The sequence below is a fragment of the Streptosporangium sp. NPDC049078 genome (genome assembly GCF_040648855.1).
GTDB lineage: Bacteria > Actinomycetota > Actinomycetes > Streptosporangiales > Streptosporangiaceae > Streptosporangium.
The window spans coordinates 298,820-324,945 of the sequence record NZ_JBEZEL010000005.1 but is presented as its reverse complement, the minus strand read 5'-3'; the positions used below and the strand labels follow the sequence as shown (position 1 = coordinate 324,945).

Annotated in this window: 23 protein-coding genes; 12 read left to right on the top strand and 11 right to left on the bottom strand. The window is 71.2% G+C overall.

Annotation, left to right across the window (positions count from 1 at the left end):
* Window positions 1-61: 61 nt before the first annotated feature.
* Together AB0B90_RS10580 and AB0B90_RS10575 are read right to left on the bottom strand one after the other, a co-directional pair.
* Window positions 62-220: a hypothetical protein gene (locus tag AB0B90_RS10580; protein ID WP_350943836.1), complete on the bottom strand. Its 159-nt coding sequence runs from the start codon at window positions 218-220 to the stop codon at window positions 62-64.
* A gap of 149 nt (window positions 221-369) precedes the next feature.
* A complete protein-coding gene (locus AB0B90_RS10575; protein ID WP_350943838.1) occupies window positions 370-738 on the bottom strand; it encodes a hypothetical protein in 369 nt (122 codons plus the stop codon).
* Window positions 739-1,086: 348 nt separating this feature from the next.
* On the opposite strand from AB0B90_RS10575, the gene AB0B90_RS10570 reads away from it, so the two are divergent.
* Window positions 1,087-2,076, top strand: a complete 990-nt coding sequence (locus tag AB0B90_RS10570) for a LuxR C-terminal-related transcriptional regulator (protein ID WP_350943840.1) — start codon at window positions 1,087-1,089, stop codon at window positions 2,074-2,076.
* A 28-nt stretch (window positions 2,077-2,104) separates the two neighbouring features.
* Here AB0B90_RS10570 and AB0B90_RS10565 read toward each other — a convergent pair whose 3' ends face one another.
* Entirely contained in the window at window positions 2,105-2,620 is a 516-nt protein-coding gene (locus AB0B90_RS10565; protein WP_350943841.1) for a methyltransferase, read from the bottom strand.
* Between the two features lie 251 nt (window positions 2,621-2,871).
* On the opposite strand from AB0B90_RS10565, the gene AB0B90_RS10560 reads away from it, so the two are divergent.
* The 4 genes from AB0B90_RS10560 to AB0B90_RS10545 are packed head-to-tail and all read left to right on the top strand — an operon-like array spanning window position 2,872 to window position 9,568.
* Window positions 2,872-6,960: a Pls/PosA family non-ribosomal peptide synthetase gene (locus tag AB0B90_RS10560; protein WP_362922107.1), complete on the top strand. Its 4,089-nt coding sequence runs from the start codon at window positions 2,872-2,874 to the stop codon at window positions 6,958-6,960.
* A 22-nt stretch (window positions 6,961-6,982) separates the two neighbouring features.
* Entirely contained in the window at window positions 6,983-8,275 is a 1,293-nt protein-coding gene (locus tag AB0B90_RS10555) for a M1 family metallopeptidase (protein WP_362922105.1), read from the top strand.
* 32 nt (window positions 8,276-8,307) lie between these two features.
* Window positions 8,308-8,724, top strand: coding sequence for a DUF2809 domain-containing protein (locus tag AB0B90_RS10550; RefSeq protein ID WP_350943846.1), 417 nt, complete (start codon window positions 8,308-8,310; stop codon window positions 8,722-8,724).
* A gap of 34 nt (window positions 8,725-8,758) precedes the next feature.
* Complete coding sequence (locus AB0B90_RS10545; RefSeq protein ID WP_350943848.1) at window positions 8,759-9,568, top strand: DNA-formamidopyrimidine glycosylase family protein; 810 nt, start codon at window positions 8,759-8,761, stop codon at window positions 9,566-9,568.
* A gap of 106 nt (window positions 9,569-9,674) precedes the next feature.
* On the opposite strand, the gene AB0B90_RS10540 is transcribed toward AB0B90_RS10545, so the two are convergent.
* Window positions 9,675-10,529 (bottom strand): tryptophan 2,3-dioxygenase family protein, encoded by an 855-nt coding sequence (locus tag AB0B90_RS10540; protein ID WP_350943850.1) that lies wholly within the window; start codon window positions 10,527-10,529, stop codon window positions 9,675-9,677.
* A 148-nt stretch (window positions 10,530-10,677) separates the two neighbouring features.
* Here AB0B90_RS10540 and AB0B90_RS10535 point away from each other — a divergent pair, with 148 nt between their 5' ends.
* Window positions 10,678-11,103, top strand: coding sequence for an Lrp/AsnC family transcriptional regulator (locus tag AB0B90_RS10535; protein WP_350944243.1), 426 nt, complete (start codon window positions 10,678-10,680; stop codon window positions 11,101-11,103).
* Between the two features lie 185 nt (window positions 11,104-11,288).
* Here the strand turns inward: AB0B90_RS10535 and AB0B90_RS10530 are convergent, their stop codons facing one another.
* Both AB0B90_RS10530 and AB0B90_RS10525 read right to left on the bottom strand, forming a co-directional pair.
* A complete protein-coding gene (locus AB0B90_RS10530) occupies window positions 11,289-12,506 on the bottom strand; it encodes an alpha/beta hydrolase (protein ID WP_350943851.1) in 1,218 nt (405 codons plus the stop codon).
* A 34-nt stretch (window positions 12,507-12,540) separates the two neighbouring features.
* Window positions 12,541-13,221, bottom strand: coding sequence for a GntR family transcriptional regulator (locus AB0B90_RS10525; RefSeq protein ID WP_350943853.1), 681 nt, complete (start codon window positions 13,219-13,221; stop codon window positions 12,541-12,543).
* Between the two features lie 124 nt (window positions 13,222-13,345).
* Between AB0B90_RS10525 and AB0B90_RS10520 the strand changes: the two genes are divergently transcribed.
* The 4 genes from AB0B90_RS10520 (at window position 13,346) to AB0B90_RS10505 (ending at window position 17,367) form a co-directional block, all read left to right on the top strand.
* A complete protein-coding gene (locus tag AB0B90_RS10520) occupies window positions 13,346-14,710 on the top strand; it encodes an MFS transporter (protein WP_350943855.1) in 1,365 nt (454 codons plus the stop codon).
* A 496-nt stretch (window positions 14,711-15,206) separates the two neighbouring features.
* Window positions 15,207-15,764, top strand: coding sequence for a GNAT family protein (locus AB0B90_RS10515; protein WP_350943857.1), 558 nt, complete (start codon window positions 15,207-15,209; stop codon window positions 15,762-15,764).
* A 268-nt stretch (window positions 15,765-16,032) separates the two neighbouring features.
* Window positions 16,033-16,848: a CbiX/SirB N-terminal domain-containing protein gene (locus AB0B90_RS10510; RefSeq protein ID WP_350943858.1), complete on the top strand. Its 816-nt coding sequence runs from the start codon at window positions 16,033-16,035 to the stop codon at window positions 16,846-16,848.
* Window positions 16,849-16,959: 111 nt separating this feature from the next.
* Window positions 16,960-17,367 carry a nitroreductase family deazaflavin-dependent oxidoreductase gene (locus tag AB0B90_RS10505; protein WP_350943860.1) on the top strand — a complete coding sequence of 136 codons (408 nt, stop codon included), beginning with the start codon at window positions 16,960-16,962 and terminating at the stop codon, window positions 17,365-17,367.
* Between the two features lie 96 nt (window positions 17,368-17,463).
* On the opposite strand, the gene pgeF is transcribed toward AB0B90_RS10505, so the two are convergent.
* Window positions 17,464-18,150, bottom strand: coding sequence for a peptidoglycan editing factor PgeF (pgeF, locus tag AB0B90_RS10500; RefSeq protein ID WP_362922223.1), 687 nt, complete (start codon window positions 18,148-18,150; stop codon window positions 17,464-17,466).
* A 96-nt stretch (window positions 18,151-18,246) separates the two neighbouring features.
* Here pgeF and AB0B90_RS10495 point away from each other — a divergent pair, with 96 nt between their 5' ends.
* Complete coding sequence (locus tag AB0B90_RS10495) at window positions 18,247-18,612, top strand: PH domain-containing protein (RefSeq protein ID WP_350943862.1); 366 nt, start codon at window positions 18,247-18,249, stop codon at window positions 18,610-18,612.
* A gap of 103 nt (window positions 18,613-18,715) precedes the next feature.
* Here the strand turns inward: AB0B90_RS10495 and glgA are convergent, their stop codons facing one another.
* Entirely contained in the window at window positions 18,716-19,891 is a 1,176-nt protein-coding gene (glgA, locus tag AB0B90_RS10490) for a glycogen synthase (RefSeq protein ID WP_350943864.1), read from the bottom strand.
* A 48-nt stretch (window positions 19,892-19,939) separates the two neighbouring features.
* Here glgA and glgC point away from each other — a divergent pair, with 48 nt between their 5' ends.
* Entirely contained in the window at window positions 19,940-21,166 is a 1,227-nt protein-coding gene (glgC, locus tag AB0B90_RS10485) for a glucose-1-phosphate adenylyltransferase (protein WP_350943866.1), read from the top strand.
* Between the two features lie 193 nt (window positions 21,167-21,359).
* On the opposite strand, the gene AB0B90_RS10480 is transcribed toward glgC, so the two are convergent.
* From AB0B90_RS10480 to AB0B90_RS10470, 3 genes are all read right to left on the bottom strand, one after another.
* Window positions 21,360-22,511 (bottom strand): mechanosensitive ion channel domain-containing protein, encoded by a 1,152-nt coding sequence (locus tag AB0B90_RS10480; protein ID WP_362922100.1) that lies wholly within the window; start codon window positions 22,509-22,511, stop codon window positions 21,360-21,362.
* A gap of 61 nt (window positions 22,512-22,572) precedes the next feature.
* Window positions 22,573-23,568, bottom strand: a complete 996-nt coding sequence (locus AB0B90_RS10475; RefSeq protein WP_350943870.1) for a ribonucleotide-diphosphate reductase subunit beta — start codon at window positions 23,566-23,568, stop codon at window positions 22,573-22,575.
* A 62-nt stretch (window positions 23,569-23,630) separates the two neighbouring features.
* Window positions 23,631-26,030 carry a ribonucleoside-diphosphate reductase subunit alpha gene (locus tag AB0B90_RS10470; RefSeq protein WP_362922098.1) on the bottom strand — a complete coding sequence of 800 codons (2,400 nt, stop codon included), beginning with the start codon at window positions 26,028-26,030 and terminating at the stop codon, window positions 23,631-23,633.
* Window positions 26,031-26,126 lie beyond the last annotated feature (96 nt).

Genomic DNA, 26,126 nt, shown 5'->3' with positions numbered 1-26,126 from the left:
CGGACGACTTCTCGGGCTCGGTGCCCGTGACGAATGGTTTTCTGGGTTTCTCCTGGTCGGCTCACTGCCAGCCGGCGCCGCCCGCCGGGGTGCGGGCCGCGGTGTGGGCCGAGGTGGCCGCGAGGCCGGCCCTCATCCCGGGCACGGCCGCGGCGACGAGAAGGGCGGTGAGAGAGTGGGCGCCGAGTGCGGGGGCTATGCGACGGACCGTGGTGCTCATTGTTCTTCTTTCCTTTCGACCGGCGATTCTCGGCGCCCTTTTTCTGTTTCGCGGGCGATCTCCGAATTTCATTTCCGGATATTTCCCGCTTCGTTCTGACACTTCGATTCTTGGGCGATCGCGGTTGGTTGCGGAAGCCCTGGAGCCTGTCAGCGCGCTGCAATGGCAGGACGCTGACAGGCCTCCTCGTCGAAGGACTCAAGACGCCCGAGCGCGAGGTCGAGGTCGGTGCCGCAGGCCACCAGCGACCACCCGGAGAGTTCGGGAACGCCGTGCAGGGCACGCAGGCACAGCCGGGCCGCGGCGCTCTCGGCCTCGTCGAGGGTGGGCCTGCGGATGAAGAGACCGAGATGGATTCCGGCGGGATGCTGCTCGCTGTAGATGTGCTCTATCCCGTCGGCGGGCTCCGCCAGCACCAGAAGAAGGTGGCGGAGTTCACGCGCGGGCATCCACCCGCCGTCCGGGGCCAGGTGGCCTTCGATCTGGGGGGCACGCAGGCGCGCGTTGATGAGATACATGAATCGACCGTGGTTCGCGCGTGGCGAATCCACCAGGTGTTTCCCCTGTCAGGTCCATGGCGTGGCAGCATCATGCCAGCGCGCCCCGCTCCCGCGGCCCGGCGCCGGCGTCCCCGCACGGCGTCCCCGCGGACCCCGCGCACCGCCCCGGCAGGCCCCTCGGAGGACGCCCCGCCACACCCCGCGCCCGAAGGGCGATCCCGGCGGACCGGCACGCCCCGGCGGGGGCGGGGCGATCGCGTAACCCGGTCATCACTGCGCCCGGCTACTTTTCAGGCTGTGATCGTCGTGGGTCCCGCCCACCGGATCGTGTCTCGGTCATGCTCGAACCGTGGAGGAGTCGTGCTCATGCTGCTTGGCATCGGGTCCGCCGAGGAAACCGTCTACCGCACCATTCTGGAGAACCCCTCCTTCGGGGTGACCGAGCTGAGCCTGGAGCTGGGATGGCCGGTCCACCGGATCCGCGCCACCCTGGACGAACTGGCCAAGTTGTCACTCCTGCGCCCATCTTGGGAGGAGCCGGACGTGCTGCGCCTGGTCCGCCCGGAGGTGGGACTCTCCGCGCTGCTGGCCAGGGAGGAGGCCGCGCTGCTGGCCAAGCAGCAGGAGATCGAGCGGAGCCGGACGGCCGTCGCCCAGATGATCGCCGCCTACGGCGACCACCACCCGGCGCGCTCGGACGGCGACTCCGAGGCGCTCGTCGGCATCGACACGATCCGCGGCAGGATCGAGGAGCTGGTCGGCGGGTGCCGGCAGGAACTGCTCGGATTCGAGCCCAAGAGCGCCCAGACCCCGGAGAACATCCTGGCGAGCCGCCCGCTGGACGAGGCTCTGCTCGACCGTGGTGTGGCGATCCGCATCATCTACCCCGACAGTGTCCGCAACGACCAGGCGACCACCGGATACGCGACCTGGCTCACCGGTAACGGCGGCCAGGTCCGCACCACCCCCGGGCTCCCGCTTCGCATGCTCATCTTCGACCGCCGGACGGCCCTGCTGCCGACGGACCCGGCGGACAGCAGCGTCGGAGCGGTTCTGCTGCGCGGGGCGGGCGTGGTCGCCGCCCTGGTCGCCCTGTTCGAGCAGACCTGGGGGACCGCCGGCCCGCTGGGCGAGGAGCGCAGGCGCGACGAGAAGGGCCTCAGCGACCAGGAGCGCGAGGTGCTCCGCCTGCTCTCGACGGGGCTGACCGACGAGGCGGTGGCCCGCAGGCTCGACGTCTCGGTGCGCACCCTGCGGCGCGTCACCGCCGAACTGATGGAACGGCTCGGGGCTCGCAGCCGGTTCCAGGCCGGGTGCCTCGCGGCGGCCAAGGGATGGCTGCCGTCCTGCCCGTGACGGCGCGGGCCGGCCGTACGGCGATCGATCAGGGTTCGTAGGCACGCGAGCGGGGCCACCAGCCCGGCACCGCCGCACGGTATCTCTCGTAGTCGGCGCCGAACGCGCGGCGCAGGGTCGGCTCCTCGTACCAGCGGACGAACGCGACGACCGGCACGGCCACGGCGACGGCGTACAGCAGCAGGACGGGGCGGCCCAGGAGCAGCGCCTGCCCGCAGATGACCGCGAGGACCGACACGTACATCGGATTGCGGACGTGGGCGTACAGCCCGCCGACGACCAGGTGCTCGGTGGGCGCGATCGGGGCGGGGGTGCCGAGACCTTCCACGACGAACCGGACGAACGCCCTGACCAGCACCGCGGTCCCGGCGAGAACGAGTGCCGCGCCCGCCAGGCGCAGCGGCACCGCGCCCCGGAGCGGCGCCGCGCGCAGGAGGTCCCCCTCCTCCCAGCGGGTGATCCACCAGGGCAGGAACCCCGCGACGGTTCCCGGCGCCAAGGCGAAGAAGATCGTGGTCCCGACCGCGGCGGATGTCCTGCGCATGGCGTCACGCTCCCTTGCCGTGGCCGCCGCAGAGGTCCCGGCCTCGCCGTACGGCAGCTAATTCACTACGCGTTGAGTTTAAGATCGCACCGGAAGGGACGTCAACGCCCGGTAGGCCCCCACTGCCCTCTGGGTGAAATATGCCCGAAAGGGAAGGTTCGTGTGGGGTACGGCCTCACGGAGGAAATGCGTTAACCCCGTGCACGTAGGCTGTCCCGGGCCCACAGGGGGCGTACACATGGGGGAAGACAGTGATTCCGTTACCGGCCGGCACCGGTGTGCCGTCGCGAGCGCTCCTGCCCGGAGGGATCGCGCCGCAGGTCAGGACGTTGCTGGACATCCTCGACCAGACCACGCGACGGCACCCCCACGCGCTCGCCCTGGACGACGGCAAGACCCGTCTCGACTACACCGGGCTGCGGGCCGAGGCGAACCGGATGGCCCTGGAGCTGCGGGCGGCCGGGATCGGGCGCGGGGACCGGGTCGGGGTGCGGATCCCCTCGGGCACCGTCGGCCTGTACGTCGCGATCGTCGCCGTGCTCACCGCCGGGGCCGCCTATGTGCCGGTGGACGCCGACGACCCCGACGAGCGGGCTGACCTGGTCTTCGGCGAGGCGAATGTCCGCGCCGTCATCGGCGACGGCGGGAAGATCTCCCCCTACGGCGACCCGTACGAGCACCTGGGCGCCCCCTCCTCCGGTGACGGCGCGGCGCACCCGGCCGGCCGCGACGGGCACCCCGGTGAACCCTCCGCCGAGCAGGGTGTCGAATGTGAGATTCACCACCCTCACGGCCCCGAACACCTCACGCCCGAGCCCCGGCGCACCGGCGGCTCCGAACTCGACTACGCGGCCGAGTTGCACGGCGGGGGCCCGTACCGCGGGCGCGGCGCGGACGCGACGGGCGGGAGAGCGGGCGAGGAGCGAAGGCGGGTCGGCGAGCGCCCCGGCCCCGAGGACGACGCGTGGATCATCTTCACCTCCGGCTCCACCGGCAGGCCCAAGGGGGTGGCGGTGACCCACCGCAGCGCCGCGGCGTTCGTGGACGCCGAGGCGCGGCTGTTCCTCGCGAAAGAGCCGATCGGCCCCGGTGACCGGGTGCTGGCGGGGCTGTCGGTGGCGTTCGACGCCTCCTGCGAGGAGATGTGGCTCGCCTGGCGTCACGGCGGCTGCCTGGTGGCGGCGCCGCGCGCGCTGGTGCGCACCGGCATGGACCTGGGGCCGTGGCTGCTGGACATGGGCATCACGGTGGTGTCGACCGTACCGACGCTGGCGGCGCTCTGGCCCGTCGAGACGCTCGACGACGTACGGCTGCTGATCTTCGGCGGCGAGGCGTGTCCCCCGGAGCTGGCCGAGCGGCTGGCCGTGCCGGGCCGCGAGGTGTGGAACACCTACGGCCCGACCGAGGCGACGGTGGTGGCGTGCGCGGCGCCGCTCACCGGCGAGGGCCCGGTGCGGATCGGGTTGCCGCTGACGGGCTGGGACCTCGCCGTCGTCGGCAAGGACGGCGAGCCGGTGGCGATGGGAGAGACCGGAGAGCTGGTCATCGGCGGGGTCGGGCTCGCCAGATACCTGGATCCGGTCAAGGACGCGGAGAAGTACGCGCCGCTCACCTCGCTCGGCTGGGAGCGCGCCTATCGCAGCGGCGACCTGGTGAGGGCGGAGCCGGAAGGGCTCGTCTTCGTCGGGCGGGCCGACGAGCAGATCAAGCTCGGCGGGCGCAGGATCGAGCTGGGCGAGGTGGACGCGGCGCTGCAGGCGCTGCCCGGGGTCGCCGGGGCGGCCTCGGCGGTCCGCACGACCGGCGGCGGACACCAGTTGCTCGTCGGCTACGTCGTGCCCGGTGAGGAGTTCGACCGGCAAGACGCCAGAGACCGCCTCCGCCACTCCCTGCCCGCCGCGCTCGTCCCCAGGATCGCCCTCGTGGACGAGCTCCCGACCCGCACCTCCGGGAAGATCGACAGGGACGCGCTGCCCTGGCCGCTGCCCGGCAGACCGGGAACGCCGGAGACACCGGACGCCGGGGTGCCGGACGTCGACCCGTGGGTGACCGAGTGCTGGACGGACATCCTGGGCGGCGTCGAGGGCGACTTCTTCGCCGAGGGCGGCACCAGCCTCGCGGCGGCGCGGCTGGTCTCGGCACTGCGGACCCGCTACCCGGCGGTCACCGTCGGCGACGTCTACGACCACCCGACGCTGGCCGGGCTCGGCAGGCACCTGTCGGCGCTCGACGCGCCGGAGATCGTGACCACCGACCGGATCGTCACGCCGATGCCGCGCCGCGCCGCGATCGCGCAGGCGGCGCTCACCGTGCCGCTGCTCAGCGTCGGCGCGCTGCGCTGGGTGGTGGCGCTCGCCGCGCTGAACAACCTGGCCGGATCTCCCTGGGCTCCCGCCGTCTCGTGGTGGTGGGTGCTCGCTGGCGTGCTGCTGTTCGTCAGCCCCGCCGGGCGGATCGCGCTCGCCGCGGGCGGCGCCAGGCTGCTGCTGCGCGGTCTTGAGCCCGGCACATACCCCAGGGGCGGCGGCACGCACCTGCGGCTGTGGTTCGCCGAGCGGCTCTCCGAGCGGCTCGGCGTGGGCGAGGTCTCCACCGCCCCGTGGCTCACCCACTACGCGCGGGCGCTCGGCGCCCAGGTCGGCGACGACGTGGACCTGCACTCGATGCCGCCGATCACCGGAATGCTCAAACTGGGCAGGTACGCGGCCGTCGAGCCCGAGGTCGACCTGAACGGCTACTGGATCGACGGCGACCAGGTGCGCGTCGGCGAGATCAAGATCGGCGCCTCCGCCACGGTCGGTGCCCGCACCACCCTGTTCCCCGGCACGAAGATCGGCAAGAACGCCCAGGTGGCGCCCGGTTCGGCGGTGGCGGGCTCGGTGCCCTCCGGGGAGCGCTGGGCGGGCGTGCCCGCGAGCCGGACGGGCAAGGCCCGTCCCGCGGCCGTCGACCGCCCCCCGCGCTCATGGCCCTGGGCGACGGCGTACGGGCTGTCCGCGCTGGTCCTGAGCCTCTTCCCGGTGATCGCCGCGCTGCCGGGCCTCGCCGTCCTGCTGCGCGACGGCGCACCCTCCCTCGCCTCCGTCCTGTACGGGGTGCCGCTCGCCACCCTCGCCTCGGCGGCCACCCTCGCCCTGCTCACCGTGGCCTCGGTGCGGCTGCTCTCGGTCGGCCTGCACGCCGGGCAGCACCCGGTGCACAGCCGCCAGGCCTGGCAGGCGTGGGCGACGGGCCTGCTCATGTCGATGGCGCGGGTCTGGCTGTTCCCGCTGTACGCGAGCATGGTCACCCCCGCCTGGCTGCGCGCCCTGGGGATGAGGGTCGGCCGTGACGTGGAGCTGTCGACGGTGCTGGCGCTGCCGTCGATGACCTCGGTCGGCGACGGCGCCTTCCTCGCCGACGACACGATGGTCGCGCCGTACGAGCTGGAGGGCGGGCGGCTGCGGGTCGGCCACGTGCGGATCGGCAAGCGCGCGTTCCTCGGCAACTCGGGGATGACCGCGCCGGGGCGCAAGGTGCCCAAGGACGGGCTGGTCGCGGTGCTGTCCGCGGCGCCGAAGAAGGCCAAGGCGGGCTCGTCGTACCTGGGGATGCCTCCGGTGGAGCTGCGCAGGGCGGCCGAGGAGGGCGACCGGAGCCGCACCTACGACCCGCCGCCGAGGCTGAGGTTCGCCCGCGCCGCGGTCGAGGTGTGCCGCGTGGTGCCGCTGATGTGCACGGTCGCCGTGGCCGTGCTCGTCGCGGCGGCCGTGGAGTGGCTGGCCGGGGCGTACGGCTTCGCGGCGGCGGCGGCCCTGTCGGGCGTGGCGGTGCTGGGCGGCGGGGTGCTCGCCGCGGCGACGGCGACCGTGGCCAAGTGGGTCCTGGTGGGCAGGATCGCGGTGGGCGACCGGCCGCTGTGGAGCTCGTTCGTGTGGCGCAACGAGCTGGCCGACACCTTCGTGGAGGTGCTCGCCGCACCCTGGTTCGCCCGGCACTGGCTGGGGACGGCGCCGCTGAACCTGTGGCTGCGCTCCCTGGGGGCGCGGGTGGGCAGGGGCGTGTGGTGCGAGACCTACTGGCTGCCGGAGGTCGACCTGGTCAGCCTGGGTGACGGGGTGTCGGTGAACCGGGGATGCGTGTTGCAGACACACCTGTTCCACGACCGCGTGATGAGCATCGATACTGTCGTCATGCGGGACGGATCCACACTCGGCCCCCACGGGGTGGTCCTGCCCGCGGCGACGATCGGGGAGAACACCACGGTCGGACCGGCGTCCCTGGTGATGCGCGGCGAGTCCGTGCCCGCCGGGACCCGCTGGTTCGGCAACCCGATCGCGGCCTGGGCCCGGCGAGGATAGCGCGCGAACAGAGGAAGCCGGTGTGGCTTTGAGCACGACCTCCACCCTCCAGCTGTACTTCCCCACGCACGGCGACGACGGCTACCGGGTGGAGCACTACGACCTCACCCTCGACTACCGGGTGGGCCCCAACCGCCTGGGCGGGGTGGCCAGGATCTCCGCGGTGGCGCTGCGGCCGCTCACCCGGGTCGCCTTCGACCTCGGCGCCCTGCGGGTGAGCGGTGTGCTGGTCGACGGCGCGCCGGTGCGTTTCACCCACCGCGGCGGCAAGCTCCACCTGTCGCCCCCCGGGCTGCGCCCCGGCCGGTTCACCGTCGAGATCCGCTACGCGGGCACCCCCCGCCCTGTGAGCAGCCACTGGGGCGGGCTCGGCTGGGAGCAGCTCACCGACGGCGTCATCGTGGCCGGCCAGCCGATCGGGGCGCCCTCGTGGTTCCCGTGCAACGACCGGCCGGACGACAAGGCCACCTACCGGATCTCGGTCACCACCGCCCCGGTGTACCAGGTGGTCGCCAACGGCGAGCTCGTCTCCAAACGCCGGGCGGCCTCGACGACCACGTGGGTGTACGAGCAGGCCGAGCCGATGTCCTCCTACCTGGCGAGCGTGCAGATCGGCCGCTACCAGCAGGCCGAGGCCGGTCCGGGGACGCGGCTGGTCTTCCCCGCCGGATACGCCACGCGGGTGCGCCACGACTTCGGGCGCCAGGAGCGGATGATGGAGGTCTTCGGCGAGCGGTTCGGCCCCTACCCGTTCGGCTCCTACACCGTGGTGGTCGTGGACGACGAACTGGAGATCCCGGTCGAGGCGCAGGGCATGTCGATCTTCGGGGTGAACCACGTGGACGGCAGACGAAGCGAGGAGCGGCTGGTGGCGCACGAGCTGGCCCACCAGTGGTTCGGCAACAGCCTCACGGTGGCCGACTGGAGCGGCATCTGGCTGCACGAGGGGTTCGCCTCGTACGCGGAGTGGATCTGGTCGGAGAGTTCCGGCGGCCTGTCGTCCGACGACCACGCGCAACGCTGGCACCGCCGCCTCTCCGCGCTCCCGCAGGACTTCACGCTGGCCGACCCGGGTCCCCGGCGGCTGTTCGACGACCGCGTCTACAAACGCGGCGCCCTCACCCTGCACGCGCTCCGGCGCACCGTCGGCGACGACTCCTTCTTCGCGCTGCTCAGGGAGTGGACGGCCGGGCACCGCCACGGGACCGTCACCACCGACGCCTTCACCGCGCTCGCCGCGCGCCGCGCGACGCGGCCGCTGGACGACCTGTTCGCCGGCTGGCTGCACGGCCGCCCCCTGCCCGCCCTCCCCTGAACCTTCACGCATCGGACGACTCGATGGCCCTGATGGAAGATCCCTCCTCCCGCACGCGCCTGCTCGCCGCGTTCGCCGCCGTGGCGACCGTCGCCGCCGGGCTCACCGTCCGCGCGGTCACCGGCGGCTGGTTCGGCAAGTACGCGGGCGACGCCCTCTACACCGTGCTCGTCCACGCGCTGGTGGTGCTGGTGTGGCCCCGGATCACGCCGGTGCGGGCCGCGATCGGCGCGCTGGCGTTCAGCTGGGCGGTCGAGCTGGCCCAGCTGACGCCCGTTCCCGCCGCGCTCTCCGAGGTGAGCGTCGTGGCCAGGCTGGTGCTCGGCAGCACGTTCGGCGCGGCCGACCTCGTGGCGTACGCGGCCGGTGCCCTGCTCGCCGCGTCGGCCCACGCCCTGGCCCGGCGCCGTTCCCGGCGTCGGCGGGAGCGGGCGTCCGCGGTGCCCTGAGCATCGCCGCGCGGATCGTATGATTCTCACAATCATGCCTGAAGGACACACCATTCATCGCCTCGCCCGAGAGCACCGGCGGGCGTTCGGCGGGCGGGCCGTGCACGCGGAGAGCCCTCAGGGACGGTTCGCCGCCGGAGCCCTGCGGATCGACGGGCGGGTGCTCACCGAGGCCGACGCCCACGGCAAGCACCTGCTGCTGGGTTTCGACGACGAGCGGTGGCTCCACGTCCACCTGGGCATCTACGGCAAGTACGCCTTCGGCCCGGTCCCCGTGCCCGCCCCGACGGGGATGGTGCGCCTGCGCCTGAGCAACACGGGCGAGTACGCCGACCTGCGCGGCCCCAACACCTGCGAGCTGCTCGACCCCGAGGGAAAGGCCGCGCTGCACGCCAGGCTCGGGCCGGACCCGCTGCGCGCGGACGCCGACCCGGAGATCGCCTGGCGGCGGATCAGCCGCAGCCGCGTCTCCGTCGGGGTCCTGCTGATGGACCAGTCGGTCGTCGCGGGGGTGGGCAACATCTACCGCGCCGAGGCGCTGTTCCGCCAGGGGGTCGACCCGTCGCGGCCCGGCCGCGACCTCACCCACGACCGGTGGGAGGCGATCTGGGCGGATCTGGTGCTTCTGATGGCCGACGGCGTCCGGGTGGGCCACATCGACACGGTCAGGCCCGAGCACACGCCGCAGGCGATGGGCCGCCCGCCCCGCGTCGACGGCCACGGCGGCGAGGTCTACGTCTACCGGCGCTCCGGCATGCCCTGCTTCCTGTGCGGCACCGAGGTCCGCACGAGGGTGCTCGCCGGGCGCAACCTCTTCTGGTGCCCTGCCTGCCAGGTCGGCTGACCTCCTCCTCGGTGGGGAGGTGCGCCGCGCGGGCCGCTGACGAGCGCGGGCGTCGGAGAATCCGGAGGATCCCGGAGGATCCCGGGGTGAGGCGCCGGGAAGCGCCTCACATCAGGGTTCTGGCCGTCCAGAGTTCGGGGAAGATCTCCCGTCGCATGCTCCGCTCCAGCCAGCTCAGGCCGCTCGACCCGCCGGAGCCCGGCTTGGCGCCCATCGAGCGGCGCACCGCCATCAGGTGCCGGTAGCGCCACTCGGAGAACTGCTCGGCCAGGTCGGTCAGCGCCTCGGCCAGCGGGGCGAGCGGACCGCCGTACACCTCGACCCAGACCGCCTCGACCTCGGGAACGGGCTCGTGCTCGGTGGCGAGGTCGCGATCGAGCACCGCACGGGGGACGGCGTGGCCCGCACGGGCGAGGAAGGCGAGGACCGAGTCGTAGAGGCTCGGCCGGTGCAGGGCCTCCACGAGCTCCTCGTACGCCTCGGGGTTGCGGCGGTGCGGCCGGATGAGCGCCTCGGACTTGTTGCCGAGCAGGAACTCCACGTGGCGGTAGAGGGCCGACTGGAAGCCGGACCCCTCGCCGAGCGCGTCGCGGAAGGAGTTGAACTGCGCGGGGGTCAGCCAGCTCAGCGCGGCCCAGGCGGCGTTGAGCGCCTCGAAGTGCCGTACGGTGCGTTTGATCGTCGAGATCGCGGCGTCGGCGTCGTCCTCGTCGAGCTGCCGCTGGGCGAGGTGCCACTCGGTGCGGAGCAGTCCGAAATAGAGTTCCATCACCTGGGTGGTGACCAGGAACGGCAGTTCCTCCGGAACGTCGGTGAGGGTGCGCTGGATACCGCGCAGGGCGGCGGTGCCCACGTAGTCGTCGTAGGGCGTGCCCTCTTCGAAGCCCAGCGTCGGCAGCCCTTCGTTGGCCTCGGCGCGCGCCTTACGGTCCTGCTCTGTGAGCTGCTTGATGCCGGTCATCACTCCTCCTCCGCCTGATACCTCCATGGTGGTCTGTATCGGTCTGTACGGAAATAATGGAAGAAAGGTGATTATTGGACTGAGCCTTCGGAACGTAAGGCATCGGGCAGATCAAGTTACGACGTGACGGAGCGTGACCGTGGACGCGATGGATTGGGCGCTGCTGGCCGAGTTGCAGGACGACGCGCGCCTGTCGTACAGCGAGCTCTCGCGCCGGGTGCACCTGTCCGCTCCGGCGGTGGCGGAGCGGGTGCGGCGGCTGGAGGAGACCGGGGTGATCACCGGCTACCACGCCCGGGTGGACGCGGCGCTGGCCGGGCGCGGGGTGGCCGCGCTGATCAGGATGTCGTGCTACGGGCCCCGCTGCGTGCTCCGCGACGATCAGGCGCTCGCCTGGCCGGAGATCCTGGAGGTGCACCGGGTGACCGGTGACGCCTGCTGCCTGCTGCGGGTGGCCGCCTCCTCGATGACGGCCTTCGAGGAGATGATCGACCGGCTCGCCCCCTACGGCCACCCGTCGAGCATGATGGTGCTGTCCAGCCCGGTCCCCTGGCGCCCGCTCTCCTCGCTCTGACGGGCCTCCGACGGGCCCCTGAGGGGCCTCTGGCGGGATGGACCGCGGGTGGTTCCGCCTGGTCGGGCGACTCGGCTCGGTGAACCTTCGCCGGTCGGCGCCGACCTTCTTCCTGCCGGGCTGCCGGGCTTCCTGCCGGGCTGCCGGGGGGACCTTTCAGGAGTCCTTCGACCGGCGAAGGCGCGTCAGGAGGGGGTGCTGTGCTCGGCGACCGCCCCGGCGGTGGCCCGCCAGATCGGTGAGGCGGGGTCGATGACGTCAAAATGATCGCCCGACATTTCGAGATATGTCACTTGATCGCCCGCCGCCTGGGCGGCTCGCGCGTAGCGGCGGCTGAAGTCCACCAGGTCCAGGTCGTCCCCGCCGCCCTGCACGATGAGCTGGGGCACTCCCACCGGAAGCCGTTCCAGCGGCCCAGAACTCCGATAGACGTCGGGCACCTCGGCGAGGGATCCGCCGAGCGCGGCGGCGACCGCGCCGGTGCCCGTGTGCCTGCGATCCCCCTCGGCCAGGTCGAGCACCCCCGCCAGGGAGACGGCCAGGGTGATCCGGTGGTCGTCTGCGGCGGCGCGCAGCGCGAGCTGTCCGCCCGCCGAGTGGCCGATCACCACGAGCGGGCCGTTCGCGTTCTCCGCCGCGAGGGCGACGCCCCGGGCGACGTCCTCGGTGGTCGCGTCCCAGCCGTGCAGGTCGGGGCGGCGGTATTCGAGGTTCCAGGCGACGAACCCGCGCTCGGCGAGGTCGACGGCGAGCGCGTCCATCAGGTCCGCACCCCAGACCGAACGCCAGAAACCACCGTGCAGCAGCACCGCGGTAGGCACCTGTTCGCCGCTCTCCCCCGGCGCCGCGAGGGCCTGCCCGTCGCCTCCGTACGGGGAGCGCACCTCCGACCACTGGTCGGGGTGGTCGCCGTAGGCGATCCTGCGCGCGGGCCGGCGCAGGCGATGGACGGCGTGCCTGATCGCCCAGGTCAGTCCCCAGATCCCCCGCCCGTGCATGTGGGTGCCCGACACGGCCCGGGTGGCTCCGGTGGCGCCCGCGCCACCGGTGGCCCCCGTGCCGCCCGTGGGGACCGCGCCGTCCGCGGTCCCGGTGCCCGCCTCGGCCGCCGGAAGGGGCGCGTCGGCCTTCGCCGGGTGGGGCCTCATCGTCAGGTCGAGCCAGACCGCGTCGGGACGCTCGGAAGCCAGGCGGCGGGCCTCCGGATCCGGGCCCGGCAGGACCACCAGGACGTCCCGCGACTCCAGCGCCGCCCGGAAGCCGGGCACGTCCGGGGTCGCCGACACCGTACCGCCGACACCGAGCGCCGCGAACTCCCGATCGGCCACCTCGGTGAGCAGGCGGAGGTCCGCGACCACACCGGGGCCGATGAGCACGATCACACGCGGATTCGGAGGAAGCATCCGCCCATTGTGCCGCATTACACCCCATTTACGGCTAGGGGATATATGCCTTTATCAGTAGTTTCTCGGCGTCGTCCAGGTAGGCCTCCAGTGCCTGCTCGGCCTCGGCCACCCGTCCGGCCTCCATGAGCTCCACCAGCTCCATGTTGCGGACCACGAAAGGCTCGTGGAAGGCGCGGGGGTTCTTCATGACGTGGAAGACCAGGCGGAGCTCGGCCAGCAGCTGACGCATCACCTCGTCCAGGCGCGGGCTGCCGTTCAGGGCGGCGAGGTTCTGGTGGAAGCGGATGTTGGCCGTCCCGACGTCCTGCCAGCGCCCCTCGCCGGCGGCACGGGACGCCTCGGCGACGGCCTCCCTGATGACGGCGAGAGTCTCCCGGGTGGCGTGCGCGCTGTTTCGCACGGCGGCGCCCTCGATCACCCTGCGCATCCGGTAGAGGTCGGCGACGTCCTCCGCCGACAGCACGCGCACGAACACACCCCGGTTGAGCCGATGCTCCAGCAGGCGCTCGTGACCGAGCAGCCGGAACGCCTCGCGCAGGGTGTTGCGCGAGACTTCGAGCGCCGCGCCGATGCTCTCCTCGGACAGGCGCTGACCTGGGACGAAGAGTCCTTCGGCGATCCGGTCACGGAGGATGTCGGCGACCACCTCCGCCGCACTGCTGCGCCCGAGACGACCGCGATCGCGTTGTAGCGCTGCGGTGACGTTTTCCACGCCCCCAAGAAATCATCAAACAAACCTATTGTCGAATTGTTGAACGATTCTTATGTTGATGGGGACCGCAACACGAAGCGAACTCACGGGACCTCCCCCGACGAGAAGCTAAGGAGCACATGCGATGGCAAGCTCCCAGACCAGACGGGTCATCGTGGCCGGGCTGGTCGGCACCTCCCTGGAGTGGTACGACTTCTTCCTCTACGGTTCGGCCGCGGCTTTGGTCTTCAACAGGCTCTTCTTCCCCACCTTCGAGCCGCTCACCGGCACGCTGCTCGCGTTCCTCACCTACGCGATCGGGTTCGTCGCGCGGCCGCTCGGCGGCATCGTGTTCGGCCACTTCGGCGACCGGGCCGGCCGCAAGAACGTACTGGTGGTCACCCTGCTGCTGATGGGCGTCGCCACCTTCCTGATCGGCCTGCTGCCCGGCTACGCCACCATCGGCGTGGCCGCCCCGCTGCTGCTCGTCACCCTGCGCTTCCTGCAGGGGCTCGGCCTGGGCGGCGAGTGGGGCGGAGCCGTCCTGATGTCCATCGAGCACGGCGACTCCCGCCGTCGCGGGTTCAACGCGAGCTGGCCGCAGGTCGGCGTACCCGCGGGAAACCTGCTGGCGGCGGGCGTGCTCGGGGTGATGTCCGCGGCGCTTCCCGAGGAGGCGTTCCTGTCGTGGGGATGGCGGGTGCCGTTCCTGCTGTCGGGCGCGCTCGTCGTCGTGGGCCTGTGGATCCGCCTGCGGATCGTGGAGTCCCCGCTGTTCGCCCAGGTCGAGCGGGCGGGCGCGAAGGCACGGATGCCGCTGCTCGAGGTGCTGCGCACGCACCCGCGCGCGCTGATCTCCGCGGGCCTCGCGCGCATCGGCGTGGACGTCGCCTTCTACATCTTCGTGACCTATGTCCTGGCCTACGTCACCGGTCCCCTCGCACTCGAACGCGGGGTCGCGCTGAACGCGGTGCTGATCGGCTCCGCCTTCCAGCTCTTCCTGATCCCGCTGTTCGGCGCGCTCTCCGATCGGGTCGGCCGCCGCCCGGTCTACCTGGCGGGCGTGATCGGGGCCGCGATCTGGGTGTTCGCCTTCTTCCCCCTGCTCGACACCAGGTCCTTCCCGCTGATCGTGCTGGCCTCCGTCGTCGCCCTCGCCTGCCACGCGGCGATGTACGGGCCGCAGGCGGCCTTCATCGCCGAGCTGTTCAGCACCCGCCTGCGCTACAGCGGCGCGTCCATGGGTTACCAGGTCGCCGGGATCTTCGGGGGCGCCCTCGCCCCGATCATCGCGTTGTCGCTTTTCGACCGGTTCGGCGGCACCCTCGCCATCTCGCTCTACGTGGTCGCCGCGCTCGCCGTCACCGCCGTGGGCCTCGCCATCGCGCCCGGGACCCACACCGACCTCCCCGGAACCCCCGACCTCGGCGGAGCCCAGGGCGGGGATTCCGGCGCCACCGGCGACGGCGTTCCGGGAACGCGCACGGGGACCGCTTCCCGGGACGCCTGAGCCCTCTCGCGGCCACCGCCCCTCCGCGGTGGCCGCGACCTTCTCCGAAGCAGGGGAACCACCCGGTGAATTCGCCGCGATTCACCGAACTCGCCGACCCGCCGGCTCGTTGTAACCCCATACAGGCCTATCGGAGTACGTCAGAACCACCAGAGCCCGCCACGAGGGGAAGCCGGGCGGGCCGGTGGCAGGGGACGGCCATCCCCGGCCACCGCCCTCCGGTGCCCTCCCCGCGAAAAAGGAGGATCGACATGTCCGTCGAAGACGGCGTCGCTCCCCGCGAAGTGAAGCGGACCCCCACGCGAGGCCGACCGCACGGGAGCCGGCCCGTGTCCGATTCCGGACACGGGCGAGACCGTGTCGCCTGAGTCATGGCACAGGAATCCTGGCCCTGGGCACATACGGAGCCATGCGTATAAGATCACTAAAATGATGGTATGTCCGCTTACCGGAAAGATCTCTAGCCGTAGGCGCTCCGAGACGTTAGCGTCTGCGCATGCGCCACGTTGAGATCTCGGGCAAGAGACTCCGGCTCAGGGAAATCACCATCGATGACGTGGACGCCCTGCACGCCGTCTACGGTGACCCGACGGCCACCGAGCACCTGCCGTTCGACCCCCGCACGCGCGAGGAGGTCGAGGAAACGATCATCGAGGCGATCAAGGCCGCGGAGGTCGAACCTCGGCGTCTCTACGTGCTGGCGGTGACCGACCTCGACAACAGCGAGGCCTTCGGCGTCGCCCGACTGCACATCGAGGCCGACCACCCGCACAGCGCGGAGATCGGCCTCGGGCTCCGTCCCGACCACTGGGGCCGGGGCATCGGCACCGACCTGATCCGGCTGATCCTGACGTTCGGCTTCCGCGATCTGCGCCTGCACCGCATCTGGGGCGCCCGCTCCCCCGCCAACACCGCCGCCCAACTCGCGATGCTGGTCGCCGGGATGGTCGAGGAGGGCAGGATCAGGCACCACGTGCGGGCCCGCGGGGTCTGGCGCGACTCCATCGTGCACTCGGCGCTGGAGGACGAGTGGGAGGGGCACCGTGACGTCTGACCTGACGGGTTTCCCGGCCGCGCACCGCCCGCCCACCCACCATGAACCGGTCACCCGCCGGCGCGCCGGTCGTGACCCGGTCGCACGCCGGACATGAGCTCACCCCGTACCGGCCGCGAGCCGGTCGCATACCGGCTGTGAGCTGGGCGCACGCCCGGTCACCGACCCGCCCGGGGGCGGGTTCCCCACCCCTTTCCACAAATGTTGTGACGGAAATGCTGCCGTTTCCGGTCACGGGAAGTGTCAAATGCCCCTAGAGTCCGCGCATGTGAGCGAGAGTCCCATCCTCCCCGTACGAGGGCGCCCGGTACGGCCCTCCGGAAGGCACCGCAGGCCCGTGCCCTCCCAGCTCCCGCCCGAGGCGCCGGCGCTCGTGCTGGCCGCGCTCGGCGACGCCTCCGGCACCGCCGCGGAACTCGCGGCCCTCATCCGAGGGGACAATCCACAGATCCAGGTCCGGTTGGCCGCGCTCGGCGAGGACGGCAAAGGACTGACCTCCGAGCTGGAGGCGGCGGCGAGGGAGCGTCCCGAGGACGCGACGGCCGCCATCGTGGTTCCGCTGCTGACCGGCCCGCACCCGGTCGCCGACCAGCTGATCTCCGCGGCGGTCGCCGCCGGCAAGGTCCCGGTGACGGTCACCGACCCCCTGGGGCCGCACCCGCTGCTCGCCGAGGCCCTGCACATCCGCCTGTCGGAGCGAAGCCTGGCGCGGGCCGACCGGATGCGGCTGCTCAACGTCTCCAGCCCGGTCGACGCGGTCATCCTCGCCACCGTCGGCGGCGAGATCGCGGCGGCGGAGGCACAGCCGACGGCGGTGCTGCTGGCCTCGCGGCTCACCCTGCCCGTCCTGGTCGCCTCCCTCGACAGCGCGCCCACCGTGGCGGACGCGGCCGGGCGGCTTCGCGGCATCGGCGCCCAGCGCATCGCCGTCTCACCCTGCCTGCTGGGCCCTGAGGCGCCTCCAGGGCTCGCGAACGCGGCCGCGGAGGAGGTCGGAGCCGAGTGCGCCGAGGTTCTCGGCGCGCACGATCTGATCGCGGACCTGGCCGCCCGCGCCTACGGGAGCATCCTGTCGGCGGATTGATCGACCCGGTGTGATGGATTCCCTCTGTCGATTATTGACCCGCGTAATCGTCAGAGGGAATAGATCACACTGTCGGGCATCGACCCGCGCAATCGTCAGAGGGGATAGATCATGCTGTTCGGAAAAGAGCATGTGGCGAGATATCAGGCGACCGACGGCGCCGAGGGACACGAGTGGCAGGGCACCACGACCCTGATCCTCACCACCGTCGGCCGCAAGTCCGGCGAGCGGCGCTCCACCCCGCTCATCTACCAGCGTCACGGCGACGACCTCCTCGTGGTCGCCTCCAAGGGGGGCGCCGACGATCCGCCGCTGTGGTACCTCAACCTCCAGGCGGATCCCGAGGTCGAGGTCCAGGTGCTGGGCGACCGGTTCAAGGCCAGGGCACGCACCGCCACTCCGGAGGAGAAACCGGAGATGTGGTCGATCATGGCCGCGGCCTGGCCCGCCTACGACGAGTACCAGACGAAGACCGAGAGGGAGATCCCGGTGGTCGTGCTGGAGCGTGCCGCGGCCTGACGGGCACCGCGTGACCGGGAAGGGCCGGGCGGGTCCCGTGGGCGACCTGGACCGGCCTTCCCTCCGTACGCGGGCCGGGACCGGGGTGAGGGCGGGTCAGACCTCCAGCCAGACGTAGCCCGCGAACCTGCCGGTCGTCCCCTCCCCACGATGGGAGAACAGGTCGGGGCTCTCGATGGTGCAGCGGGTGTCGTGGGTGATCTCCCCGACACCCGCCTTGCCCAGTTGCGAGGTGATCGCGGCCCGCAGGTCGAGGGCCGGGGTGTCCTGGCGGGTGATCGACCACGCCTCGGGAAGCATCACCGCGACCTCATCACGCATGTCCGCGGGGACCTCGTAGCAGGTGCCGCAGGCCATCGGGCCGATCAGCGCGGTCATCCTCGCCGGGTCCGCTCCGCGTTCGGCCATCTCCTCGACCAGGGCCGTGACGACGCCGGACATGGTGCCGACCCGGCCCGAGTGCGCGGCGCCGACCAGTCCGGCCTCCGGCTCGGCCAGCAGGACGGGCGCGCAGTCGGCGCAGAGCGCGGCCAGGCCGAGGCCGGGAACGTCGGTACAGACCCCGTCCAGCGGCGGCGGGTCGTCGCCGAAGGGTTCCCTGACATATTGGACATCGGCGCTGTGGACCTGCCGCATGAACACGACCCGCTCCAGGCCGAACTCGGCGGCCGTCCGCGCCCTGTTCTCCGCGACCGCGTCCGGCTCGTCGCCGCACATGCCTCCGAGATTGCGACTGCGGTACGGACCGGTGCTGACACCACCGTGACGATCGGTGATCCTCATCTGAAAGTTCACGGGCCGACCTTACCCGCCCAGGAACCTGACCCCCGGGACGTTCGTTTCACAGAGACACAGATCCCCCTACAGATTGCGAACGTCATGGCTCAGGTTGTGTACGACCGCAAGGAGCAGTACCAGCAGATCGAGAGCGGCCTCATGCCCGGCGAGCAGATCATCGCCGTCTACGACGCCATCGGTACGGGCACCGGTTTCCTGGGGCTCACCGACAAGCGGGTGATCGTGCAGGACAAGTCGTTCGTCGGCAAGAAGATCGCCATCACGAGCATCCCCTACGACAAGGTCTCCGCGGTGAGCGTGGTGAGCAACAAGTCGATCGCGGGCTCGTTCTTCTCCTCGGGGGCCATCGCGATCCACGTGGGCACCCACACCTACGAGGTGGAGTTCCGGGGCGACAACAAGGCGCATCACGTGCACAACGTGATCCTGCACTTCATCACCGCCTAGGACCCCACCTCGTCACCGCCGGAGACCACCGGGGAACCACCGGGGGAGACCACCGCCGTAGACTCCGCCCCGCGAGGGACCGTCACCCGGCGCAGGCCCGCGCCTACCGGCGGGCGACCTGCCGGTAGAGCTCCATCGTCCGCTCGGCGATGCGCTCCCAGGAGAAGTGCTCCACCGCGCGGATCCTGCCCGCCTCGCCCATCCTGGTGGCGAGGGCGGGGTCGGCGAGCAGCCGGTTGACCCGCTCGGCGAGGTCGGCGGCGAAGGCGTCGGGGTCGTGCGGGGTGCCGTCGGCGGCCTGGTCGATCGGGACCAGCAGACCGGTCGAGCCGTCGGCCACGACCTCGGGGATGCCGCCGGTGGCGGTGGCCACGACGGCGGTCTCGCAGGCCATCGCCTCCAGGTTGACGATGCCCATCGGCTCGTAGACGGAGGGGCAGACGAACACGGTGGCGTGGGTGAGGATCTGGATCACCTCGGGGCGGGGAAGCATCTCCGAGATCCACACGACGCCCTCGCGGTCGAGTCCGCGCACGAGCGCGGTCACCTCGGCGGCGATCTCGGGAGTGTCGGGGGCTCCCGCGCAGAGCACCAGCTGGGCGTCGGGGTGGAAGTCGCGTGCCGCGTGGAGCAGGTGCACGAGACCCTTCTGCCGGGTGATGCGCCCCACGAAGACGACGTAGGGCCTGCTCGGGTCGATGCCGTGCCGCTCCAGGACGTCGGTGTCCCGGTCGGGGGCGTACTCGCCGGTGTCGATCCCGTTGTGGATCACGGTGACCCTCTCCGGCGTAATCTCCGGATAGCTCGCCAGCACGTCGCGGCGCATCCCCTCGGAGACCGCGATGATCGCGTCGGCGCTCGCCAGCGCGCCGCGCTCGGCCCACGACGACAGCGTGTAACCGCCGCCCAGCTGCTCGGCCTTCCACGGCCGCAGCGGCTCCAGGCTGTGCGTGGTCACCACGTGGGGTGTCCCGTACAGCATCTTGGCGACGTGGCCGGCGAAGTTGGCGTACCAGGTGTGGCTGTGTACCAGGTCGGCGCCCTCACACCCGGCGGCCATCTCCAGGTCGACGCCGAGCACCTGCAGCGCGGCGTTGGCCGTCTCCAGCCCGCCCGGCACCCGGTAGGCCGCGACGCCCTCCTCCGGTCGTGACGCTCCGAAGCAGCGGACCCGGGTGTCGGCGAGCCTGCGCAACTCCCGGGCGAGGTATTCGACGTGAACTCCCGCCCCTCCGTAGACGTCGGGGGGGTATTCACGGGTCAGCAGATCCACTCGCATGCGATCAGCCTAGTGTTTCATCCCTGTTCATCAGGTTAAGGTCCACCTATGAGAGTCCTCGCGATCGTGCTCGCCGGTGGAGAAGGTAAGAGGCTCATGCCTCTGACAGCTGATCGAGCGAAGCCTGCGGTGCCTTTCGGGGGGATATACCGGCTCGTCGACTTCGTACTGTCCAATCTCGCCAACGGCCACTATCTCCAGATCGTTGTGCTGACGCAGTACAAGAACCACAGTCTCGACCGGCACATCTCCCGGACATGGCGCCTGTCGGCGATGCTCGGCAACTACGTCACCCCGGTCCCCGCCCAGCAGCGCCTCGGGCCGCACTGGTTCTCCGGTTCCGCCGACGCGCTGTTCCAGAATCTGAACCTCATCTACGACGAGATGCCCGACCACGTCATCGTGTTCGGCGCCGACCACATCTATCGCATGGACCCGCAGCAGATGGTGCGTCAGCACATCGAGAGCGGAGCCGAGGTGACCGTGGCCGCGATCCGGCAGCCGCTCTCGCTCGCCGACCAGTTCGGAGTCATCGAGACCGACCCCGCCGGACGCAAGATCACGGCCTTCCGCGAGAAGCCGAAGGACGCGGTGGGCCTGCCCGACGCGCCCGACCAGGTCTACGCCTCGATGGGCAACTACGTCTTCAAGACCCAGTCGATGATCGACGCGCTGAGGGAGGACGCGCTCGACCCGACCAGCAAGCACGACCTGGGTGGCAACATCATCCCGATGATGGTGAAGTCGGGCAGCGCGGAGGTGTACGACTTCGCCGACAACATCGTGCCCGGCTCCACCGAGCGCGACCGGGGCTACTGGAGGGACGTCGGAACGCTCGACGCCTACTACGAGGCCCACATGGATCTCATCTCGGCGCATCCGGTCTTCAACCTCTACAACAGCCGCTGGCCCATCTACACCGGCCACGATCCGCTCCCCCCGGCCAAGTTCGTGCACAACGACGGCGACCGGGTGGGCAGGGCGATCGACTCCCTCGTCTCCGCGGGCGCGATCGTCTCCGGCGGGCTCGCCGAGCGTTCCATCCTCTCCCCCGGCGTGGTGCTGCACTCCCACTCCCAGGTCGAGGACTCGGTCCTGATGGGCAACGTGAAGGTGGGCCGCGGCGCCATCGTCCGCAAGGCCATCATCGACAAGAACGTGATCATCCCGGACGGCGCCAGGATCGGCTTCGACCTGGAGTACGACCGCAGCCGCTTCGCGGTGACCAACGGCGGCATCGTCGTCATCGGCAAGAACGAGATCGTCGAGCGCTGACCTCTTCACCGGACACCGGCACGACCCGCGTCACCGGACGTCGGCGGCCTCGTCGAGGCCGCCGACGACGTGCGGACGCACGTCGTGGCCTTCGTCCGCGAGCCGGCCGCCGTAACGGGGGCCGGCTGCGCCGCAGGCTCCGGCGGAGCTCCCCGAAACAGAACAAACCGGACGCCCCGGCCCGCCCGTCGTCTCAGACCGGATCCGGCTGGTCTCCGCCCCGCTGGGCGAAGCCGTCCCGCTCGCCGGCGTCCCCGCCCAGGCCGCGTGACATGAGCCCCGCGCCCATCAGACCGGTGAGCGTCCCGGGAACGGTCGCGGACGGGGGTGGGGTCTCGACCCGGAAGCGGGGCAGCGCCTCGGGATACCTGTCGCGGACGAAGGCCACCATGTGCTCGCGCATGTCGCACTTGAGATCCCAGGCGCTGGCGGAGTCGGCGGCGCTCATCAGCGCGCGCAGCTCAAGCAGCCCGTTGGGAAGGGTGTCGGTGACCTGCAGGGTCCAGTCCTTCTGGTCCCAGAGCGGGTGTTCGCGCAGGGCCCGGTAGAGCTCGGCGCGCAGCTCGTCCACCGGCACCGACCAGTCGACCCGGATCATCACGTGACCGATCACCCGGCTGCTGTGCCGGGTCCAGTTCTCGAACGGGTTCGCCGTGAAGTAGGAGACCGGCAGGACGAGCCGTCGCTCGTCCCACAGCCGCAACACCACGTAGGTCAGGCTGAGCTCCTCGATCCGCCCCCACTCCCCCTTCACCACCACGACGTCGTCCAGGCGGAGCGCGTCACTGAAGGCCAGCTGGAGCCCGGCGAGCATGTTTCCCAGGGTCGACTGGGCTGCGATGCCGACGACGACCCCGGCGATACCGGCCGAGGCGAGAAGTCCGGCTCCCAGCGCCCGCACCTGCGGGAAGGTGAAGAGCATCGCGCCCAGAGCGAGCACGATGATCACCGCGGAGGCGACCCTGCGGACCAGGGTGATCTGGGTGCGGATGCGGCGGGCCCTGCGGTTGGCCTCGCCCTCGACGGCGATCAGACGTTCCAGCACCACGTCGGTGACCGCGTAGGCGGCCTGAATGACCAGCCAGGTGGCACACCCGATCATCGCCAGGCTGAGAGCGCGGTCGATCACCTGGCTGAGCGCGCCCTCCACCATCTCAGGTTCGTAGATGGTGTGGGCCGTCGCCACGGCGGCCGTGGCGAATCCCGGCCAGGCGCAGCGGTGCACGAGCGGACCGGCGAGAACCCACTTCTCGCCGATCAGCCGCGAGCGCAACACCCGTCGCACCACCTCCACCGCCACGACGGCGGCGACGATGGAAACGATCATGATGATCCAGCTGGACACGTGAGGCGTCCCCCTCGACGTCTTTCTGCCTCGTCGTTCTCTTTTCCGGACCAACAGCTAATCAGAAGGATTCGTCGAACGTGACATTCCCTTCGACGGCTACCTGGTAGGCGGAAACCCGGCGTTCGAAGAAGTTGGCCAGCTCCTGCACGTCCTGCAACTCCATGAACGCGAACGGGTTGGCCGTGCCGTACCTGACGGGCATCCTGAGCCTGACCAGGCGCTGGTCGGCCACGTACTCCAGATAGCGGCGCATCTGGTCCACGCTCATCCCGAGCAGGCCGTCACCGCACAGGTCGGCCGCGAAGGCCAGCTCCGCCGCGACCGCCTCCTCGATCATCCGGGTGACCTGTTCGACGAGCTTGTCGTCGAACAGGTCGGGCTCCTCGGCCCGTACGGTCTCCACGACGCCGAAGGCGAACTCCATGTGCATGGACTCGTCGCGGAAGACCCAGTTCGTCCCGGTGGCCAGGCCGCCGAGCAGGCCCCGGGAGCGGAACCAGTAGACGTAGGCGAAGGCCCCGTAGAAGAACAGCCCCTCGATGCACGCCGCGAAGCAGATCAGGTTGAGCAGGAACGCCCGCCGGTCCTCCCTCGTCTCCAGCCGGGTCAGCCCGCCGAGCGAGTCGATCCAGCGGAAGCAGAACTCCGCCTTGTCGCGGATCGAGGGGATGTGCTCGACCGCGGCGAACGCCTTGACCCGCTCGTCGGGATCGGGCAGGTAGGTGTCCAGCAGGGTGAGGTAGAACTGGACGTGCACCGCCTCCTCGAACAGCTGCCTGCTGAGATACAGGCGCGCCTCGGGGGCGTTGAGGTGCTGGTAGAGGTTGAGGACGAGGTTGTTGGCCACGATCGAGTCGCCGGTGGCGAAGAAGGCCACGAGACGGTTGATCAGGTGACGCTCCTCGGGCGTCATCCTCGCCAGGTCCGCCAGGTCGGAGGTGAGGTCCACCTCCTCGACCGTCCAGGTGTTGCGGATCGCGGCCCGGTAGCGCTCGTAGAACTCCGGGTAGCGCATCGGCCGCAGGGTGAGATCCATGCCGGGGTCGAGCAACATCGGAAGAATCGCCTTTCTGAAGGCTGCTGAGGACTGCTGAGGGTTGTCGACGGACCGGACGGCTACTGGCAGGCGTCGCAGTACTCGGGGTTCTCCAGGGAGCAGGCGACGGCCTCGGACACGACTTCGGACACGACTTCGGACACCGCCCCGGGCTCGGCCGCGGCCCGTTCCGCCGGGGCCGCCACGGTGGCCTGCGCGATCCGGGTGGCCGGGCGCGAGCGCAGGTAGTAGGTGGTCTTCAGGCCCGACTTCCACGCGTAGGCGTACATCGAGGAGAGCTTGCCGATGGTCGGCGTGGCCATGAAGAGGTTCAGCGACTGCGACTGGTCGATGTACGGGGTGCGCGCGGCGGCCAGGTCGATCAGCGCCTTCTGCGGCAGCTCCCAGGCGATCCGGTAGAGCAGCCGCAGGTCGGCGGGGATCTCGGGGATGTCCTGGACCGAGCCGTCGGCGCGCTTGATCGCGTCGCGGATCGGCGCCGTCCACAGGCCGCGGGCCTGGAGGTCGCGGACGAGATAGCGGTTGACCTGCAGGAACTCCCCCGAGAGGGTCTCGCGCTTGAAGACGTTGGAGACCTGCGGCTCGATGCACTCGTAGCAACCGGCGATGGAGGCGATCGTGGCCGTCGGCGCGATCGCGATCATCAGCGAGTTGCGCAGGCCGGTCTCCGCGATCCGCCCCCTGAGCTCCGTCCACGCGGCCGACGTCGCGGCCCCGTAGTGGTCGGGGTGCAGCACCCCGGCGGCGGCCCTGGTCTCCTCGTACGAGGGATGGCGGCCACGCTCGACGGCCAGGTCCGAGGAGGTCCGGTAGGCGGCGAGCGCGATCTCCTCGGAGATCCGGGTGGACAGCTCCAGCGCGCGCGGCGAGTCGAACGGCAGCCGCAGCGCGAACAGCACGTCGGCCAGGCCCATCAGGCCGAGCCCGATCGGACGCCACCGCCGGTTGGCCGCCTCCGCCTCGGGAGTCGGGTAGAAACCCAGGTCGATGGTCCGGTCGAGGAACCGCACCGCGGTACGGACCGTCGCGCGCAGCCGCGCCCAGTCGATCCCGCCCTCGAGGTCCCCTGACAGGTGGGCGGCGAGGTTGATCGAGCCGAGGTTGCAGACGGCGGTCTCGGCGTCGCCGGTGACCTCCAGGATCTCGGTGCAGAGGTTCGACAGGTGGATGACGTTCTCGGGCCTCGCCGTCTGGTTGGAGGTACGGTTCGCCGCGTCCTTGAAGGTCATCCAGCCGTTGCCGGTCTGGGCGAGCGTGCGCATCATCCGCCCGTACAGGGTGCGGGCGGGGATCCGCCGGGTGAAGCGGCCCTCGGCCTCGGCCACCCGGTAGGCGTCGTCGAACGCGGCGCCGTACAGGTCGGTGAGGTGCGGGACCTCCTTGGGGTCGAACAGCGACCAGAGGCCGTCGGCCTCGACCCGGCGCATGAACTCGTCGGGGATCCAGTTGGCCAGGTTCAGGTTGTGCGTGCGGCGGGCCTCCTCGCCGGTGTTGTCGCGCAGTTCCAGGAACTCCTCGACGTCGGCGTGCCAGGGCTCCAGGTAGACGCAGGCCGCGCCCTTGCGGCGGCCTCCCTGGTTCACCGCGGCGACGCTGGAGTCGAGCGTGCGCAGCCAGGGCACGATGCCGTTGGAGTGTCCGTTGGTGCCCCGGATCAGCGAGCCCCGCGAGCGGACCCTGGTCCAGGCGATCCCGATGCCCCCCGCGTACTTCGACAGCCGCGCGACCTGCCCGTAGCGCTCGTAGATGGACTCCAGCTCGTCGCGGGGCGAGTCGAGCAGGAAGCACGAGGAGAGCTGGGGCCTGCGCGAGCCCGAGTTGAACAGCGTGGGCGAACTGGGCAGGTAGGACAGGGTGGCCATGAGCGCGTACAGCTCGGCGGCCTCCTCGACGGTCTCGGCCAGGCCGCAGGCCACCCGCAGGAAGAAGTGCTGCGGGCGCTCCAGGACCTTGCGGGTCCTCGGGTGGCGCAGCAGGTAGCGGTCGTAGACGGTGCGCAGCCCGAAGTACTCGAACCTGGCGTCCGCCTCCGGATCGACCAGCGCGTCCAGGACCGCGGCGTGGGCGGACACGAACCTCGCGAGCCCGTCGGCGACCAGCCCCGCCTCGTGGGTCGCGGCGACGGACTCGGAGAAGGCGCGGACGCCGTGCTCGGCGGCCTCGTCGGCGATCAGCTCGGCCAGCATCGCGGCGGCGACCCTGGAGTTCTCGGGATCGGTGATCACCCGGGCGGCGGCCTCGTCGATGGCCAGCCTGCGGGCGTCCGTGGCGCTCCCGACGCTCCCGGCGCCGTCGTCGCCCGTCGCGGCCACCGCGGCGCTCCGCGCGTTCCCGGTGTTCCCGGTGTTTCCCGTGCCGCCATGGCCCGACGCGGTCACCACCGCGCCTTCGACGCCGCTGTCGCCCGTCGCGGTCGCCGCCGTGCTCCCCGTCGCGGTCTCCGCCAATGCCTGTGTCACCTGGTGCCCCTCGCTCGATCGGACTCGCCCCAGGCTCCGCCGGATGGCACGCGTCCGCGAGCGATCCCGGGCACGCCGGATCGCCTCGTTCCGCGG